Source organism: Paracoccaceae bacterium, assembly GCA_019454225.1.
In the GTDB taxonomy this organism is placed as follows: Bacteria; Pseudomonadota; Alphaproteobacteria; order Rhodobacterales; family Rhodobacteraceae.
The window spans coordinates 3,476,777-3,492,556 of the sequence record CP075370.1 but is presented as its reverse complement, the minus strand read 5'-3'; the positions used below and the strand labels follow the sequence as shown (position 1 = coordinate 3,492,556).

10 protein-coding genes are annotated in these 15,780 nt (G+C 70.0%); 8 read left to right on the top strand and 2 right to left on the bottom strand.

Features of this window, described 5'->3' with window-relative positions:
- On the top strand, positions 1-1,743 hold the full coding sequence (locus KF887_16670; GenBank protein ID QYK41004.1) for a dihydroxy-acid dehydratase: 1,743 nt from the start codon (positions 1-3) through the stop codon (positions 1,741-1,743).
- A 5-nt stretch (positions 1,744-1,748) separates the two neighbouring features.
- Entirely contained in the window at positions 1,749-2,654 is a 906-nt protein-coding gene (locus tag KF887_16665) for a Gfo/Idh/MocA family oxidoreductase (GenBank protein QYK43623.1), read from the top strand.
- 9 nt (positions 2,655-2,663) lie between these two features.
- Here the strand turns inward: KF887_16665 and KF887_16660 are convergent, their stop codons facing one another.
- A complete protein-coding gene (locus KF887_16660) occupies positions 2,664-3,929 on the bottom strand; it encodes a lytic murein transglycosylase (GenBank protein QYK41003.1) in 1,266 nt (421 codons plus the stop codon).
- 325 nt (positions 3,930-4,254) lie between these two features.
- On the opposite strand from KF887_16660, the gene KF887_16655 reads away from it, so the two are divergent.
- Positions 4,255-5,079 carry a response regulator gene (locus KF887_16655; protein ID QYK41002.1) on the top strand — a complete coding sequence of 275 codons (825 nt, stop codon included), beginning with the start codon at positions 4,255-4,257 and terminating at the stop codon, positions 5,077-5,079.
- On the opposite strand, the gene KF887_16650 is transcribed toward KF887_16655, so the two are convergent.
- Positions 5,076-7,274: a PAS domain S-box protein gene (locus tag KF887_16650; GenBank protein QYK41001.1), complete on the bottom strand. Its 2,199-nt coding sequence runs from the start codon at positions 7,272-7,274 to the stop codon at positions 5,076-5,078. The two genes, KF887_16655 and KF887_16650, sit on opposite strands and share 4 nt — an antisense overlap.
- A 597-nt stretch (positions 7,275-7,871) precedes the next feature.
- On the opposite strand from KF887_16650, the gene KF887_16645 reads away from it, so the two are divergent.
- Genes KF887_16645 through KF887_16625 form a run of 5 tightly spaced genes read left to right on the top strand, consistent with a single transcriptional unit; the run spans position 7,872 to position 15,780 of the window.
- Complete coding sequence (locus KF887_16645; GenBank protein QYK41000.1) at positions 7,872-8,546, top strand: hypothetical protein; 675 nt, start codon at positions 7,872-7,874, stop codon at positions 8,544-8,546.
- A gap of 52 nt (positions 8,547-8,598) precedes the next feature.
- A complete protein-coding gene (gene bcsA / locus KF887_16640) occupies positions 8,599-10,926 on the top strand; it encodes a UDP-forming cellulose synthase catalytic subunit (GenBank protein ID QYK40999.1) in 2,328 nt (775 codons plus the stop codon).
- A complete protein-coding gene (locus tag KF887_16635; protein QYK40998.1) occupies positions 10,923-13,319 on the top strand; it encodes a cellulose biosynthesis cyclic di-GMP-binding regulatory protein BcsB in 2,397 nt (798 codons plus the stop codon). Before bcsA ends, KF887_16635 begins: the two co-directional genes overlap by 4 nt.
- Positions 13,316-14,389, top strand: coding sequence for a glycosyl hydrolase family 5 (locus tag KF887_16630; protein ID QYK40997.1), 1,074 nt, complete (start codon positions 13,316-13,318; stop codon positions 14,387-14,389). Before KF887_16635 ends, KF887_16630 begins: the two co-directional genes overlap by 4 nt.
- Entirely contained in the window at positions 14,386-15,780 is a 1,395-nt protein-coding gene (locus KF887_16625) for a hypothetical protein (GenBank protein QYK40996.1), read from the top strand. The genes KF887_16630 and KF887_16625 overlap by 4 nt, the downstream gene beginning before the upstream one ends.

The following is a 15,780-nucleotide window of genomic DNA, read 5'->3' as shown; positions in this document are numbered from 1 at the left end:
ATGACCTTCAAGCCCGCCCCGTGGCCCCGGCGTCTGCGTTCGCAGGAATGGTTCGAAGGCTCGTCGAAGGACGCGATCTACCATCGTGGCTGGATGAAGAACCAGGGTTTCCCGCATGACCTGTTCGACGGTCGCCCGGTGATCGGCATCCTGAACACATGGTCCGAACTGACCCCCTGCAACGCCCATCTGAACGCCCTGGCCGAGAAAGTGAAGCACGGCATCTACGAGGCGGGCGGCTTTCCGGTCGAGGTGCCGGTGTTCAGCGCGTCGGAATCCGCCTTCCGGCCGACCGCGATGATGTTCCGCAACCTCGCCGCCCTGGCCGTGGAAGAGGCGATCCGGGGGCAGCCGATGGATGGCTGCGTGCTGCTGGTGGGTTGCGACAAGACGACCCCGTCGCTCCTGATGGCGGCGGCGTCCTGCGATGTGCCCTCGATCGTCGTCTCGGGCGGGCCGATGCTGAACGGCAGGTTCCGGGGCGAGGTGACAGGATCGGGCACCCATATCTGGCGGTTCTCCGAGGCGGTGAAGGCGGGCACCATGACGGAGGCCGACTTTCTCGAGGCTGAGGCCGGGATGAGCCGGTCGGCCGGGTCCTGCAACACCATGGGGACCGCCAGCACGATGGCCAGCATGGCCGAGGCCCTGGGCATGGCGCTGTCGGGCAATGCCGCCATTCCCGCGGTGGACAGCCGCCGCCGCGTGATGGCGCAGCTGACCGGCCGACGGATCGTGCAGATGGTGAAGGACGATCTGAAACCCTCTGACATCCTGACCAAATCTGCCTTCGAGAATGCCATTCGCACCAATGCGGCGATCGGCGGGTCGACCAATGCGGTGATCCATCTTCTGGCGATCGCAGGCCGTGTCGGCGTGGACCTGACGCTGGACGACTGGGACCGTTGCGGGCGCGACGTGCCGACGGTCGTGAACCTGATGCCCTCGGGCAAGTATCTGATGGAAGAGTTCTTTTACGCCGGCGGCCTGCCCGTGGTGATCCGCCGCCTGGGCGAGGCGGGGCTGCTGCACCGCGACGCGCTGACGGTGTCGGGCCGGGGCATGTGGGACGAGGTGAAGGACGTCGTGAACCACAACCCCGATGTGATCCTGCCCGCGGAGAAGGCGCTTGCCGCGTCGGGCGGGATCGTGGTGCTGCGGGGCAATCTGGCGCCCAACGGTGCGGTGCTGAAGCCGTCGGCGGCGACCCCGTCGCTGATGGTGCACCGGGGCCGGGCGGTCGTGTTCGAGGATATCGACGACTACAAGGCCAAGATCGCCGACGAGGATCTGGATATCGACGAGACCTGCGTGATGGTGCTCAAGATGTGCGGGCCGAAGGGCTATCCGGGGATGGCCGAGGTCGGCAACATGGGCCTGCCACCCAAGGTGTTGCGCAAGGGAATCAATGACATGGTGCGCATATCGGATGCGCGGATGTCGGGCACGGCCTATGGCACCGTGGTGCTGCACACCAGCCCCGAGGCGGCCGCGGGCGGGCCGCTGGCCGTGGTGCGCACCGGCGACATGATCGAACTGGACGTGCCCAACCGGCGCCTGCACCTCGACATTCCCGAGGCGGAACTGGCGGCGCGGCTGGCCGCATGGGTGCCGCCGGTGGCCGAGCCGCCATCGGGCTATGCCATGCTGCACCACCGTCATGTGACCGGCGCCGATACCGGGGCAGACCTTGATTTCCTGCGCGGATGCCGGGGCAATGCCGTGGGGCGGGACAGCCACTGATGGCGATGCGGATCGCCCTTGTCGGCATCGGGAAAATCGCGCGGGATCAGCATGTTCCGGCGATCTCGGACAACCCCGGCTGGGACCTCGCGGCCACCGTGTCGCGCAGCGGCCGGGTTGCGGGGGTCGAGGCCTTTGCCGATTTCGATGCCTTCCTCGCCGCGCGGCCGGACGTGCCCGTGGTGTCGCTGTGCCTGCCGCCGCAGCCGCGCTTTGCCTATGCGGCGGCGGCGCTGCGGGCGGGGCGGCACGTGATGCTGGAGAAGCCGCCGGGGCAGACCCTGGCGGAAGTGCATGAATTGCAGGGGCTTGCGGCCGAGCGTGGCGTGACACTGTTCGCCACGTGGCACAGCCGCATGGCGCATGGGGTCGCGGCCGCGCGGGACTGGCTGGCGGGGCGGCAGGTGACGGCCGCCCGCATCACCTGGCGCGAGGACGTGCGGCACTGGCACCCTGGGCAGGACTGGGTGTTCGAGCCCGGCGGGATGGGTGTTTTCGATCCGGGAATCAATGCCTTGTCGATCCTGACGGCGATCCTTCCCGCGCCCGTCCACCTGACCGGGGCCGATCTGGACTATCCCGCCAACCGCCAGACGCCGATTGCCGCCCGGTTGCGGTTCTCGGGCGGGGTGACCGCGGATTTCGACTGGCGGCAGGAGGGGCCGCAGACCTGGGACATCGAGGTCGATACCCCCGGCGGGCGGCTGGTGCTGCATGACGGGGGCGCGCGGCTGGTTGTCGACGGGGTTCCGGTGACGGCCGGGCCGAACCGGGAATATCCGATGCTTTACAACCGGATGGCCGAGCTTGTGCAGACCGGTGCCAGCGATGTCGACCTGTCGCCGATGGTGCATGTGTCCGACGCGCTGACCCTGGGGCGACGCATCGTGACCGATGGCTTCCATTTCTGAATCAGGGGCTTAGCCCCTGCGCAGGCGGTTCAGCAGATCCAGCGTCGGCTCGCCCGTCACCGGCAGGCCCGCACGGGCCTCGTAGCCCTGGATGGCCGCCCGGGTGCGGGCGCCGATGACGCCGTCGGTGCCCTCGGTGTCGAAGCCTGCGGCAGTCAGGCGGGACTGAAGCTCCTGGCGGTCGGCCTTGGTCATGCCGGTGCGATCGGGCGGGAAACTGCCGCGGATCGGTCCGCCCCCGGCCAGCCTGTCGGACAGGTGGCCCACGCCAAGCGCATAGTTCTCGGCATTGTTGTAGCGCAGTATCACGTTGAAATTGCGGAACAAAAGAAAGCCGGGACCGGTCGTTCCCGCAGGCCGGATCAGCGATGCGGCGCCATGGTCGGGGATCGTGCCGCCGTCGGCGGTGCGCAGGCCGGCGGCGCGCCAGTCGGCGACGGCGCGGGTCGTGCCGCGGCCGCTGGGGCCGGTGTAGCCGGGGGGAACCCGCACCTCCATTCCCCAGGGCTGGCCGCGCGTCCAGCCCGAGCGCGACAGATAGGCCGCCGCCGAGGCCAGCGCGTCGGTGGGATCGTCCGACCAGATGTCGCGCCGGCCATCGCCTGTAAAATCAACGGCATAGGCGAGGTAGGAGGTAGGGATGAACTGGGTGTGGCCCATCGCGCCCGCCCAGCTTCCGGTCATGGCGTCGGGGCTGATGTCGCCGGATTGCAGGATGCGCAGGGCGGCGGTGAGCTGGCTTTCGAAGAAGGCGCCGCGCCGACCGTCATAGGCCAGCGTGGCGAGGGCCGAGATCACGGGGACGTTGCCGCGACGTTCGCCGTAGTAGCTTTCCAGCCCCCAGACAGCGGTAACTACATGAGATTCCACACCATATCGGGCCTCGATGCGGGACAGGACGGCGCCCCAGCGGGCCAGCGCCGCGCGGCCCTTCGAGACCCTTTCGTCCGAGGCGGCGATCGACAGATAGTCCTCGGTCGTGCGCGAAAACTCGGTCTGATTGCGGTCGCGTTCGACCACGCCGGGCAGGAAGCCCGCGCCACGGAACGCGCGGTCCAGCGTGGCGGGGGTGATGCCACGCCCCTGGGCACGGCTGCGGAACGCCGAGACCCAGGCATCGAAGCCAGCATTTTCAACGGGTTGCATGGCGGGTTCGGGCGGGCGGGCGGTGGCGCGGCCGACCATCGCGCCGCCCGATCCGGTGCAGCCGGGCAGGAGCCCGGCCAGCGCCGATCCTGCCAGACCCGCCACGAAGATGCGCCGCGATGCCTGCATGTCCTGTTCCCCCGGGGTGTTGCGTCGGCAGGAGCCTAGCCCGGGTGGCGGCGACAGGAAAGCGCGGCCGGGCGAATCGGCGGTTAACGGCTGGAATGGCGGGATTTTCGCCGTATGGCATCCGTCCGGTGCGCGTCGGTTCCGCGTATGGTATCCGTCCCGACACGGCGCGCCGCCCGGGACCGGTTAACGCAACGCGCGCCGGAGGCGGCGCCACCATCGGGGAAGGCCGCGCCGGGTGCGGCTTGCAGCAGCGGCCGCAGAGGATTAGCTATGGCGATGGCCTTCTTCCGGCCCACCGGAAGAGGCAGATCGGACGGCAGAGATGACGGGCAAGCACAGCGACGAGGGCCAGACGATCGAGTTCCAGTTGGACCAGGTTGTCCGACAGTGCGAAGCTGCCTATGCCGCCCGGATGAAGGCCGATCGACGCAGCTTTCGCGTGATGATCGCCGTGGGGGCCGAACGCGCCCGGCTGGGCGATCCGTTCCGGCTGCGCGAGATGCTGGACACGCTGCTGGCAAGCCCGCTGGCCGATGCCGAGGAGGTGACGCTGTCGTTCAGCGGCCGGTCGGGGCGGCCGCTGGTGGTCGAGGTCAGCGGGGTCGCGCCGGCCTCGGCCCGGGTGCGCGAGCTGGTCAACCAGATGGGCGGCCGGTTGGAGACAACCGGTTCGGGCACGCAGCGGATCGAGCTGGATTTCGACATCGTCGAAGGTGCCGAACAGCACCCGGCGGCGGCCCCCGCGACAGGGGACCGTCCGGTGTTCCAGGCGCTGCGGCTGCTGATTGCGGACGACAGCCCGACGAACCTGATGGTGATCCGCGAGATGCTGGCCAACACGGGTGCCGAGATCACGGCGGTCAGCGACGGGCAGCAGGCGCTGGAGGCCTGGCGCAAGGCGCCGTTCGACCTGCTGCTGCTGGACATCGCCATGCCGGTGGTGGACGGGCTGAGCGCGCTGAAGGCGATACGGGCCGAGGAAGACGCGCAGAAGCGGCCGCATGTGCCGGCGGTCGCCGTGACGGCGAATGCCATGGCGCATCAGGTCGAGACCTATATCCTGGGCGGCTTTGACACCCATATCGCCAAGCCGTTCCGCCGCCACGAGCTGATCGACACGATCGCGGCGCTGCAGCCGCACGGCTAGGGCGCGACGTCGGGCGCGAGCGGCAGCCTCAGGCTGATGCGGGTGCCCCGGTTCGGCTGGCTTTCGATGCGGATCTCGCCCTGCATCATGTCGATGAGGCGCCGCACGATCGACATGCCAAGCCCGGTGCCGCCGAAGCGGCGGGTCGTGCTGCCGTCGGCCTGCTCGAATTCGTCGAAGATGCGGGCCACCTGTTCCTCGGTCATGCCGATGCCGGTATCCCGGATCTCGATCAACAGGGTGCCGTCGGGCTCGTCGGACAGGTAGACCCGCACCTCGCCGGCCAGGGTGAACTTGATCGCGTTGTTGACCAGGTTGTGCAGGATCTGCTGGACGCGGAGCGGATCGCCGAGACGCGGCACGAGGGCGCCGCCGGGCACCATGACCTCGAACGACAGGCGCTTGGCATCGGCCTGCCGCCAGAACAGCGCGTCCATCCGTTCGGCAAGGCGCATCGGATCGAAGGGCACGGTTTCGAGCGACAGCTTTCCCGCCTCGATCTTTGCCATGTCGAGGATGTCGTTCAGGATGTTCAGCAGCAGTTCGCCGGAGTCGCGGATCGTGGCCAGCATGCGCTGCTGTTCGGTGTCGGTGACCATGGTCGCCAGAACCTCGGCCATGCCAAGGACGCCGTTCAGCGGGGTGCGGAGTTCGTGGCTCATGTTGGCGAGGAACTGCGACTTGGCGCGGTTCGCCGCCTCGGCGCGGATCACCGCCTCTTTCAGCCGGAACTCGTTGCGATACTGTTCGGTGATGTCGGCCACCGACAGCACGAAGCGCGCCCGGCTGCGGCTTTCGACCGTGAGGGGCGTGGCGTTCAGCGACAGGATGCGCCGCTCGCCGTCGGAGCGGCGCGTGAAGGACAGGCGCTGGTCGCGCAGGAAGGTGGGCTTGCGCAGGAATCCCGCGAAGATCCGGTCACGATTCTCCAGCGGGCTGTCGTCGGGAAGGCGGATGTTCCATTCGGGGTCGTCATAGCGGATCGACCGGCCATCGGCCAGCGAGATGCCGAGGATCCGCTCCGCCTCGGCATTGGCGAAGACGAAGGCGCCGGTCTCGTCGAGCGCGATGATGCCCGACAGGCTGGTGGCGGTGAGGGTGGACTGGATGTCGCGCTCGGCCCGCAGCGCGCGCTGCAGCTGCTTGCGCTGCGTCGTGTCGTGCATCCGCAGCACCCAGCCCATCGGCGGGGCATTCCTGCCGAGGGGCCGGGGCAGGGGGGCGACCGACAGCGAGAAGTCACGCTCGCCCACCCGCAGCGGGATGCCGGTATCGACGAAGGTGCCCGAGATGATGGCGCGGATCAGCGGCGCGAGCCAGGTGAACGCCGCCGCGGGCAGGCCGCCGTCGGGCAGCATGTCGCCGATCAGGCGGCGGGCCTCGGGGTTGACGGTCAGCAGGCGGCCTTCGGGGCCGATCACGATGACCGGATCGGGCACGCTGTAGAACAGCACGTTGCGGGCGATGGCGTCGGTATCCATCACCCGGTTGTTCACGATCATCAGGGCCAGGACGGTCAGCACCGCCGAGAAGGCGAAGGGCGTGGGATCGAAGCCGAAGACGGTGAGGCCGAAGACGATGTAGCCGATGTTGGCCGCCGCGGGGGCGACGGTGATGACGAAGAGGGCGACGAAGAACCGGCGGAACGGATCCTGCGCCCGGATCGCGCCGAGGAAGGTCTGCCCGATGGCATAGGCCAGGAACAGATACAGGTAGGCGGCCAGGAGAAAGAACAGCGGGCCGTGGTCGTAGACGGCGCTGAGGCGCCCGGCCTCGTCCACCAGGCGGGTGGCGGGGCCATAGAACATCTGGTGCAGCGGGTTGGTGGCGGTGATGGCCAGCGCCACGACGGGCCCGCCCCAGAGCAGGGCGCGCTTGGTCCGCTGGAACCGGTCGACCATGCCGGGGAAGCAGTACTCCATGATGAAGAAGGACCAGGCGGTCGGCAGGAACACGATGGCCGACCAGCTGGCGCTGGCCCAGAACACCTTGCAGCCGAGCGAGAGCTGCGACATCTCCATCAGCCCGCCGACGAGCCAGAGCGTCATGGCGATCAGGCTGGCAAGGAAATGGTCCTTGCCGAAGAAGCGGTGCTGCCGCCGCAACCACACATAGACGCCGATCACGCCCAGCGCGACGAAGCCGGTGAAGTACACGGCGTCGTTCACGACATCGGGGCGGAAGCACTGCATCATCGCGTTGTCCCTGTCGTCGGCGCGTTTCAGGCCATGTGGTTCTGCGGGACGCGCCGTGCAAGCGACACCGTTCGGACGCCTGATATGTGACGCACCACCGCCACAAGTCGGAGTGATCTAGTCCAAGGATCACAACGGGTCACGCCGTTCAACCCCCGATTGATCGGGGCCGGGCGGGTCCGGGTGGATCGGTGGGGCGCATGGGAATTTCGGGGTTCAGGGTGGGTGTCGGAGAGGCGGGGGCGACGGGCAGGCGTGCGGGTGCGGCTCCGCCGCGCTGCGACGGATCGGCAGGATGACAGCCGATGGTGCGAATCCCGCTATGGTTGATCGGGCGATCACGCCCCCGCCGGCCCCGGTGCGATGCCGGAAACTGCCCGCCCCGGCGCTTCCGGCGGGCGCGATGGGCGTTTTTCGGGCGCCCCGGCGGCGAAAGATATCACGATATCATGCCGATAGCCCGGGAAACCGGCGCTGGCGGCTGGAATGTGATGCGGTCTGGGGATAAGTGGTACACAGAATGCATGTTGCTATGCTGCGGGCGGTGCCGCCCGGAGAGCCGAATCCAGGGGGCCGGGGCAGTTCGAGATGAGGTGGATGGCACATCCGACAGGTCCTGCGCGGCGGGCGATGCGTGCCGCGTCGCTGCTGGCCGGGGCGCTGGCGGTCTCTGGCTGCGTGGGCATGGCGCCGCCAAGCCTGCCCCAGACACAGCGCGAGATCGAGGACGTGACGCCGCTGGTTCACGTGCCGTCGCGGCAGGCCTGGGTGAACCCCGAGGGGCTGAAGATCGTGATGCAGCGCGGGCTGGGGAACGGCGCCGAGCAGCGGCTTGCCCTGCGCAACGAGACGGTGCTGGAGGGCGACAACGTCATGGTGATCCGCACCCGCCTGCCGTCCTTCCTGTCGGGCAGCCTGCGGTTCGAGGAATTCCTGGCCCGGGCGGGCGGATTGCCCGCGCCCTTCGAGGACATGACGTCGGGCGACCTGTCGGCGGGCGAGGATGCGCTGGGCCCCTATTTCTGGGCCGATCGGCGGTTCGGGGCGAACACCAGCTGCGTGCTGGCGATCCGGCGGCTGGACACCGGGGCGCGGCAGATGCCGGACGGTGCGCGGGCGATGGACATCATGCTGCGCAACTGCGTCAACGGCGAGCCGCAGGATGCGCTTGGGCCGATCCTGGCGGCTTCCGTCGGCGGGGGGCCGGGCGGGGCACCCGCAGGCGGGGAATCGCGGATGCTGTCGCCGCTGGCCGGGCCGACACCGCGATGACCCGCCCGCACCGTCCCGCCCGTCCGATGGCTGCCTGCGCGGAGGGACCGCGATGACACGGTCGACCCGCCTGTCGCTGATGCTGATCCCGCTGTGGGTGATCGTGCTGGTCCCCGTCTTCGTGCTGGCCTCGGTGCCCGCGTCAAACGCGGCGCAGGGCATGCTGAGCCTTGTCGCGCTGGCCATCGTCCTGATCCTGAAGCCCTTTGCGCGCCACATCGGCGCGCGGACCGTGATGATGGGCGTCGCCAGCATCATCGTGCTGCGCTACTGGTTCTGGCGGGTGACGGCGACGCTGCCCGAGGCGGATCTGTCGGTGTCCTTCGTGCTGGCGGTGATGCTGTTCGCCGTCGAGACCTATTCGATCCTGGTGTTCTTCCTGAACGCGGTGATTGCCGCCGATCCGGTGGACCGCGGCCTGCCGCCGCGCGTGCCGGTGGACAAGCTGCCCACGGTGGACATCCTTGTGCCGTCCTACAACGAGCCGGTCGAGATGCTGAGCATCACGCTGTCGGCGGCCAAGAACATGATCTATCCGGCGCGGCTGAAGACCGTGGTGCTGTGCGACGACGGCGGCACCGACCAGCGCTGCAATTCGCCGAACGAGGAACTGGCGAAGGCGTCGCGTGCCCGCCGGGCGCAGTTGCAGCAGCTGTGCGCCGACCTGGGCGTGGTCTATTCCACCCGGGCGCGCAACGAACATGCCAAGGCCGGGAACATGAGCGCCGCGCTGGAGCGGCTGAACGGCGACCTTGTGGTGGTGTTCGATGCCGACCACGTGCCGTCGCGCGACTTCCTGGCGCGGACGGTGGGGTATTTCGTCGAGGATCCCCGGCTGTTCCTGGTGCAGACGCCGCACTTCTTCATCAACAAGGATCCGATCGAGCGGAATCTCGGGCTGGCCTGCCCGCCCGAGAACGAGATGTTCTATGGCATGATCCACCGCGGGCTGGATCGCTGGGGCGGCGCGTTCTTCTGCGGGTCGGCGGCAGTGCTGCGGCGCAAGGCCCTGGACAGCGTGGGCGGATTTGCGGGCGAGACCATCACCGAGGACGCGGAAACCGCGCTGGAAATCCATTCGAAGGGCTGGCGCAGCCTGTACCTGGACCGGGCGATGATCGCGGGGCTGCAACCCGAGACATTTGCCTCGTTCATCCAGCAGCGCGGGCGCTGGGCATCGGGCATGATGCAGATGTTCATGCTGAAGAACCCCCTGTTCCGGCACGGGCTGCAGCCGCTGCAACGGCTTTGCTACCTGAATTCGATGAGCTTCTGGCTGTTTCCGATCATCCGGATGGTCTATCTGCTGGCGCCGCTGAGCTATCTGTTCTTTGGCGTCGAGATCTTCGTCACCACCTTCCGGGATGCGATGGCCTATGTGCTGAGCTACATGGCGATCAGCCTGCTGGTGCAGAACGCGATCTTCCGGCAGTACCGATGGCCGCTGATCTCCGAGATCTACGAGATCGCCCAGGCCCCCTATCTGGCCAAGGCGATCATCCGCACCGTGCTGCGGCCGCGCGGGGCGAAGTTCAACGTGACGGCCAAGGACGAGACGCTGGAGGCGGATTACATCTCGCCGATCTACGGGCCGCTGCTGTGGCTGTTCCTGCTGACGCTGGCGGGCGTCGTGGCGCTGGCGGTGCGCTGGATCGCCTTTCCGGGCGACCGCAGCGTGCTGTCGGTGGTGGGAACCTGGGCGGTGATCAACTTTGCGCTGGTGTCATTGTCGCTGCGGGCGGTTTCGGAAAAGCAGCAGCGCCGCAGTTCGCCGCGCATCGACATGCGCGCGCCCGCCACGGTGACGTGGGAGGGGCTGGGCGGCACGCTGCGGGCCGAGGTGCTGGACGCGTCGACCAGCGGCGCGCGGGTGCGGGTGCTGGAGATGCCGCGCAACCCCGAGGCACGGCCGCTGAAGAACGGCGACGAGATCCTGCTGCGCCCGCGCTTTCCCGAGGCCGAGCATCTGGAACGCGACGTGCGCGCGGTGATGCGGGGAACGCTGCCGCAGGCGGGCGAGGGGACGGTGCTGGGCCTGATGTTCGTGGCCGAGCAGAAGATGGATGTGCGCGAGGCGGTGTCCTACCTGATCTTCGGGTCCAGCGAGAACTGGCTGGCGATCCGCGAGCAGTCGCGCAAGGGCAAGGGGCTGATTGCGGGGCTGGCCTATGTGCTGTGGCTGGTGGTCACCTCGCTGCCGCGGACGCTGATGGACTTTGCCCGCGAGCCGGAACGGCGGCGGCAGGAGGCGATGTCGGCGCGGCAGGACCGCAAGCCCGCGCATCTGGTGGCCTTTGGCGCCGACCTCGACACGCCCGAGTATCGCAGCGGATCGCGGGCCACGCCCGAGATGCTGATCGGGTTCGAGGTGAAGTCATGAGGCGCGCGGGGTTCGGCCTGGCGCTGGTGCTGGCGGCGACCTGGGCCGTGGCGCCGGGGGCCGTGGCGCAGGATGATGCCGAGATCACGCTGCCCGTGCCCGAGACCGCGCCCGAGACTGCGCCCGAGACCGGCGGCACGGCTGCGGAACCGGCCGCCGGGCCCGCGCCCGCCGCACCGGCCCCCGCCGCCGTCCCTGCGGTTCCCGAGATCCGGCTGGACGCCACCGAGACCGCGGGCGACGCGGCGGCGGCCGGTGCGCCGCTGGCCGTGCCGCCGCCGCGCGACCAGTCGGCCCCCGCCGCGACGGCGGTTGCCGACTGGCTGATGCCGCTGGCGCCGGTGGGCGACCTGCCCGACACGGTGCGCGTCGGGGCAAGTCTGCCCGCGCCCGGGGTGCTGCGGCTGACCGGCGAGGGGGCCGCGCTGCCGATGCGGCTGTTCCTGCCCGCCGGTGCGGCGCCGCCGGGCGAACTGGTGCTGGCGATGCGGTCGAGCGTCAACATCCTGCCCGAGATGTCGGCCCTGACCGTGACGGTCAACGGCGGCGATCCGGTGACGGTGCCGTTGCAGAACCTGGCGGGGTTTGCCGCCGTCCGGGTGCCGGTGGCCGGGCTGGTGGCGGGCGAGAATGCCCTGGACCTGGCGGTCCGGCAGCCGCACCGGATATTCTGCGGGCCGGAAGCGAGCTTTGCCGTCTGGACCGAGATCGACCTGGCACAGAGCGGGGCGCCGGTTCCGCCCGCATCGCTGGAGGTCAGCGCGGACGGCTTCGTCGCGGCGGTGCGGGCACAGGCGATGCGGGGCGGGCGGATCGACGTGCTGGCCGACGCGGCGGCCGCGCCGCATGCGCTGCGCGCCGTTTCGGCTGCGCTGGCCGACACGATGGGCGGCGCGGCGCGGGTGGCCGTGCGGTCGTTCTATGCGCCGCCGGGCGCGGCCATCGCGGCCGTCGCGGTGATCGAGTCCGATCGGGCCCAGGTGTCGTTCCGCCGCGGGGCGAGCGGCGCGATCGTGATGCAGGTGGAATACAGCGGCGATCTGCTGCCCGATCTGGCGGGCGTGCTGTCGTCGACCGCCGCCGCAACCGTGCCGGAGGTGCCGCTGCTGACACCCGGGGGGCCCGTGAGCTTTGCCAGCCTCGGCACCGGGGGGTTCATCGGCAACACGCATTACTTCCGAGCCGACGTGCCGTTCCGGCTGGCGAGCGACTGGATGCTTCTGGCCAACCAGAAGGCGATGCTGACGCTGCACTACGGGTTTGCCGAGGGTCTGCCGCAGGGTGCCATCCTGCTGGTCAAGGTGAATGACGAGACGGTGCGCCTGCTGCCCCTGGACCGCGACGGCGGCCGGTTGCAGGCCCCGCTGGACATCGGGTTTCCGACCAACGTGCTGCACCCCGGCCCGAATGCGGTGACGCTGGAAATGATGGTGCCGGGCGACCCGCCCGACGCCGCCTGCCTGCAGCGCCGGGCCGACATGCTGGTGGTGCTGGGCGACAGCACGCTGGACATCCCGGTGTCGCCCCGGATGCGGCAGGCCGGCGCGGCGGTGCCGCTGAACGACCTGACACGCGACAGCGTGGTGGTACCCGACGGGGCGCCGGGCCAGGCGCAGGCCGAAAGCGCGGCGCTGACGCTGGCGGCGGCGATCCCGCCGCTGCCGGATGCGACAGGTGCGGCGCGGCTGAATGTGGTGATGGTGACGGCGGCGGGACTGGCGCCTCTGTCGGGCCTGGACGTCGGCGTGGCACAAGTGCAGGACGCGCTGTTCCCCCGCGCGGCACTGGTGGCAACCGAGGCTGCCGCCGCCGCGCCGGCGTCGGCACCGGCCGCCCCGGCATTCCGCCTGACCGAGGAGGTTCCGCAGGATGCGCCCGCCGCAGACACCGGGCCCGGCCCGATGCAGCGTTTCTGGACAGGGCTGACGCAAAGCTTTGCCGCCGATGGGTGGATCGCGCGGGAACTGGCCGCGTTGCGCAATGCCGCGTTTCTGGGCACGGACGGCACGCTGGCCGAGTGGCTGGCCGACCGGCGGGGGCAGGCGCTGCTGTTGCAGGCGGGGGACGGAGACGAGCTTTGGCTGGTCCTTGCCCCGGATGCGGGCGTCGATGCCGTCGCGCGTGCGCTCGTCACGCTGCGCGCCAGCGGCCGGGCGACCGGCGAGGCCGCGCTGCTGGATGCCGACGGGCAGTGGCAGGTATGGTCATCGGGGCGGATGCCCGAACTGCTGGAGCCGCTGAGCCTGTCGAACGCGCGGGCGGTTCTGGGCAACTATGCCTCGTGGTCGCCGCTGGTGTTTTCGGCGGTGCTGCTGGGGCTTGCGCTGGTCTCGGTGCTGCCTGCGCTGATGCTGGTGCTGCTGACGCGGCGGCGGCGGGGAGGGATCGGATGAACCGGCGTGGTTTCATGGGAACGCTGTCGATGGCCGTGCTGGCCGGGGCGGGGCCGCTGCGGGCACAGGCCGCCGCGCCCTTCGCGCCAGATCACCCGCTGCAGGCAAGCTGGCGCGACTGGAAGGCGTTGTGCCTGATGCCCGAAGGCCGGGTGGTCGACGGGTTCCAGGGCGGTGCCAGCCATTCCGAGGGGCAGGGCTATGGCCTGCTGCTGGCCGCGCAGTTCGGCGACGCGGCGGCGGCAGGCGCGATCCTGTCCTGGACAGAGGCCAATCTGGCGGTGCGCGACGATGCGCTGCTGGCCTGGCGCTGGATGCCCGATACGCTGCCGCGCGTGGTGGACCGCAACAATGCCAGCGATGGCGACCTGTTCTATGCCTGGGGTCTGGTGATCCTGGCGGCGCAGCAGGGGCGGCCCGAGCTTCTGGCGCGCGCGAAGGAGATCGCGGCGGATATCCTGCGGCTTTGCCGTGTGCCCGACCCGGCGGGCGGCGGCATGCTGATGCTGCCCGGCGCGGTCGGGTTCCGCACCGCCGAGGCGGTGGTGGTGAACCCGTCCTATGTGATGCCGCGGGCGATGCGCGAGGTGGCGGCCGCCACCGGCCTGCCCGATCTGGCAATGCTGGCCGAGGATGGGCGCCGCCTGTGGGACGCGCTGTCGGGACGCGGGATGGTGCCCGACTGGGTGACCGCCAGCGCGGCAGGCTATGGCCCGCCGCCTGCCGGATTCTCGGCCCAGGCGGGATACGAGGCGATCCGCGTGCCGCTGTTCGCCATGTGGTCGGGCGATGCGCAGGGCGGCGCGCTTCGGGCCTATGCGGCGGCGGTGGCCGGTGCCGGTGCCGGCGATCCGGTGACGGTCTTCGATGCGGCGAACCGTCAGCCGGTCGAACGCAGCGGGCACGCGGGATATGCGGCGGTCGCGGCGCTGGCGGCCTGTGTGGCCGGGGGTGGGGCCGGATCGCTGATGCCGCGTTTCGACACGGCGCAGCCCTATTATCCGGCGACGCTGCATCTCATGGCGCTGGTCGCCCAGGCCCAGAACTTTCCCCGGTGTGTTCCGATATGACCCGCTTGCTTGCGCTGATTGCCCTGATCCTCTACGTCGCCGGACCGGCCCGGGCGCAGGAGGTTCCCACGCAGGACGAGCTTCTGGCGCTGAACTTCTATGTCGGCCTGAAGGACGCGGCGGCGGTGTCGGCCGAACTGCGGCGCCTGCAGCTGAAGTATCCGGGCTGGACGCCGCCCGCCGACCTGTCGCGGCTGTCGGGCAGCGGACCCTCGACCGAGATCGACGAGATCTATGCCAAGATCGCCGCGGGCCAGATCGGCGCCGCCCGGGCGCAGATTGCCGAGACCGAAACGGCGTACCCCGGATGGTCGGCGCCGTCCGACATGCTGGCGCTGCTGGCCACGGCCGAGGGACAGCTGGCGCTGGACGTCGCGCTGGAGGCGGGCAACCTGGATCAGGCGATCCGCATCGCCACGGGGACGCCCGGGCTGCTGCGCTGCGACCGCATCAACAATGCCTGGAGGATTGCCGAGACGCAGGCGGCGGCGGGGCGGCGTGCCGATGCGCTGGGCACCTACCGCGCGGTGCTGGCGGCCTGCACCGATTTTGCCGCGATCGCCGCCACGCTGGAAAAGGCCGACGCCGTGTCGGAGGTGGAGGCGCTGCGCGGGCTGTTCGGGCAGGCGAGCGGCCGGTTCCCCGACCGCGCCGCCGATCTTGACGCGCTGCTTGCCCGGCTGCTGGCAGGGCGCGGGGTGGCCGTGCCGGGGACGTCGGCGCAATCACCCGCAGCGGCACCCGCAGCGGCCCCGGCCCGGCCGGCCAGCGATCCGGCTGTGCCGCAGACCCGGCCGCCCGCTGCACCCGCAGCGTCGGCCGCAGCCCCTGCGCAGGGCGGTGGCGGCGGTGTCCAGGCCGCGGCGCGGGCGGGCGACTGGTCGCGCTGCCTGGCGCAGTCCGAGGGGGCGCGGTCGGCCGCGGTGCTGTATGAACGGGCATGGTGCGCCTACAATCTTGATCGCACGATGGAGGCGCTTTCGGCCTTTCAGGCCGCCGAGGGCGGCGGGCTGGACGCCACGCGGCGCCGCGACGCGCGCTATGGCATGGCGCTGGCCTATCTGAAGATGCAGATGACCGAGAATGCCGCCGCCATCGCCGCCGCGACCGATTTCACCCGCAGCCAGCGCGTCGATGTCGAGCGCCAGATCCTTGATCAGCGGGGCGTCGCGGCCTTCAAGAAGCGGCAGTACCGCAAGTCGATCGAGTATTTCGACGCGCTGGAACAGCTGACGGGCGGCATCCGGCGCGACCTGGCCGTCCTGCGGGCCTATGCCTATCTGAATAGCGGCAATGCGGCCGAGGCGCGGCGGCAGTTCGAGGTGCTGAACCGGGCGCTTTCCACCCGCGAGACGCGCGAGGGCCTGCGGGCCGCAGAGGGTTCGGATTAG

What these genes read in the sequence shown, in the direction of transcription:
- KF887_16635 (QYK40998.1), top strand. Translation starts at nt 10,923, where the DNA reads ATGAGGCGCGCGGGGTTCGGCCTGGCGCTGGTGCTGGCGGCGACCTGG.
- KF887_16645 (QYK41000.1), top strand. Translation starts at nt 7,872, where the DNA reads ATGGCACATCCGACAGGTCCTGCGCGGCGGGCGATGCGTGCCGCGTCG.
- KF887_16655 (QYK41002.1), top strand. Translation starts at nt 4,255, where the DNA reads ATGACGGGCAAGCACAGCGACGAGGGCCAGACGATCGAGTTCCAGTTG.
- bcsA (QYK40999.1), top strand. Translation starts at nt 8,599, where the DNA reads ATGACACGGTCGACCCGCCTGTCGCTGATGCTGATCCCGCTGTGGGTG.
- KF887_16670 (QYK41004.1), top strand. Translation starts at nt 1, where the DNA reads ATGACCTTCAAGCCCGCCCCGTGGCCCCGGCGTCTGCGTTCGCAGGAA.
- KF887_16630 (QYK40997.1), top strand. Translation starts at nt 13,316, where the DNA reads ATGAACCGGCGTGGTTTCATGGGAACGCTGTCGATGGCCGTGCTGGCC.
- KF887_16660 (QYK41003.1), bottom strand. Translation starts at nt 3,929, where the DNA reads ATGCAGGCATCGCGGCGCATCTTCGTGGCGGGTCTGGCAGGATCGGCG.
- KF887_16665 (QYK43623.1), top strand. Translation starts at nt 1,749, where the DNA reads ATGCGGATCGCCCTTGTCGGCATCGGGAAAATCGCGCGGGATCAGCAT.
- KF887_16625 (QYK40996.1), top strand. Translation starts at nt 14,386, where the DNA reads ATGACCCGCTTGCTTGCGCTGATTGCCCTGATCCTCTACGTCGCCGGA.
- KF887_16650 (QYK41001.1), bottom strand. Translation starts at nt 7,274, where the DNA reads ATGATGCAGTGCTTCCGCCCCGATGTCGTGAACGACGCCGTGTACTTC.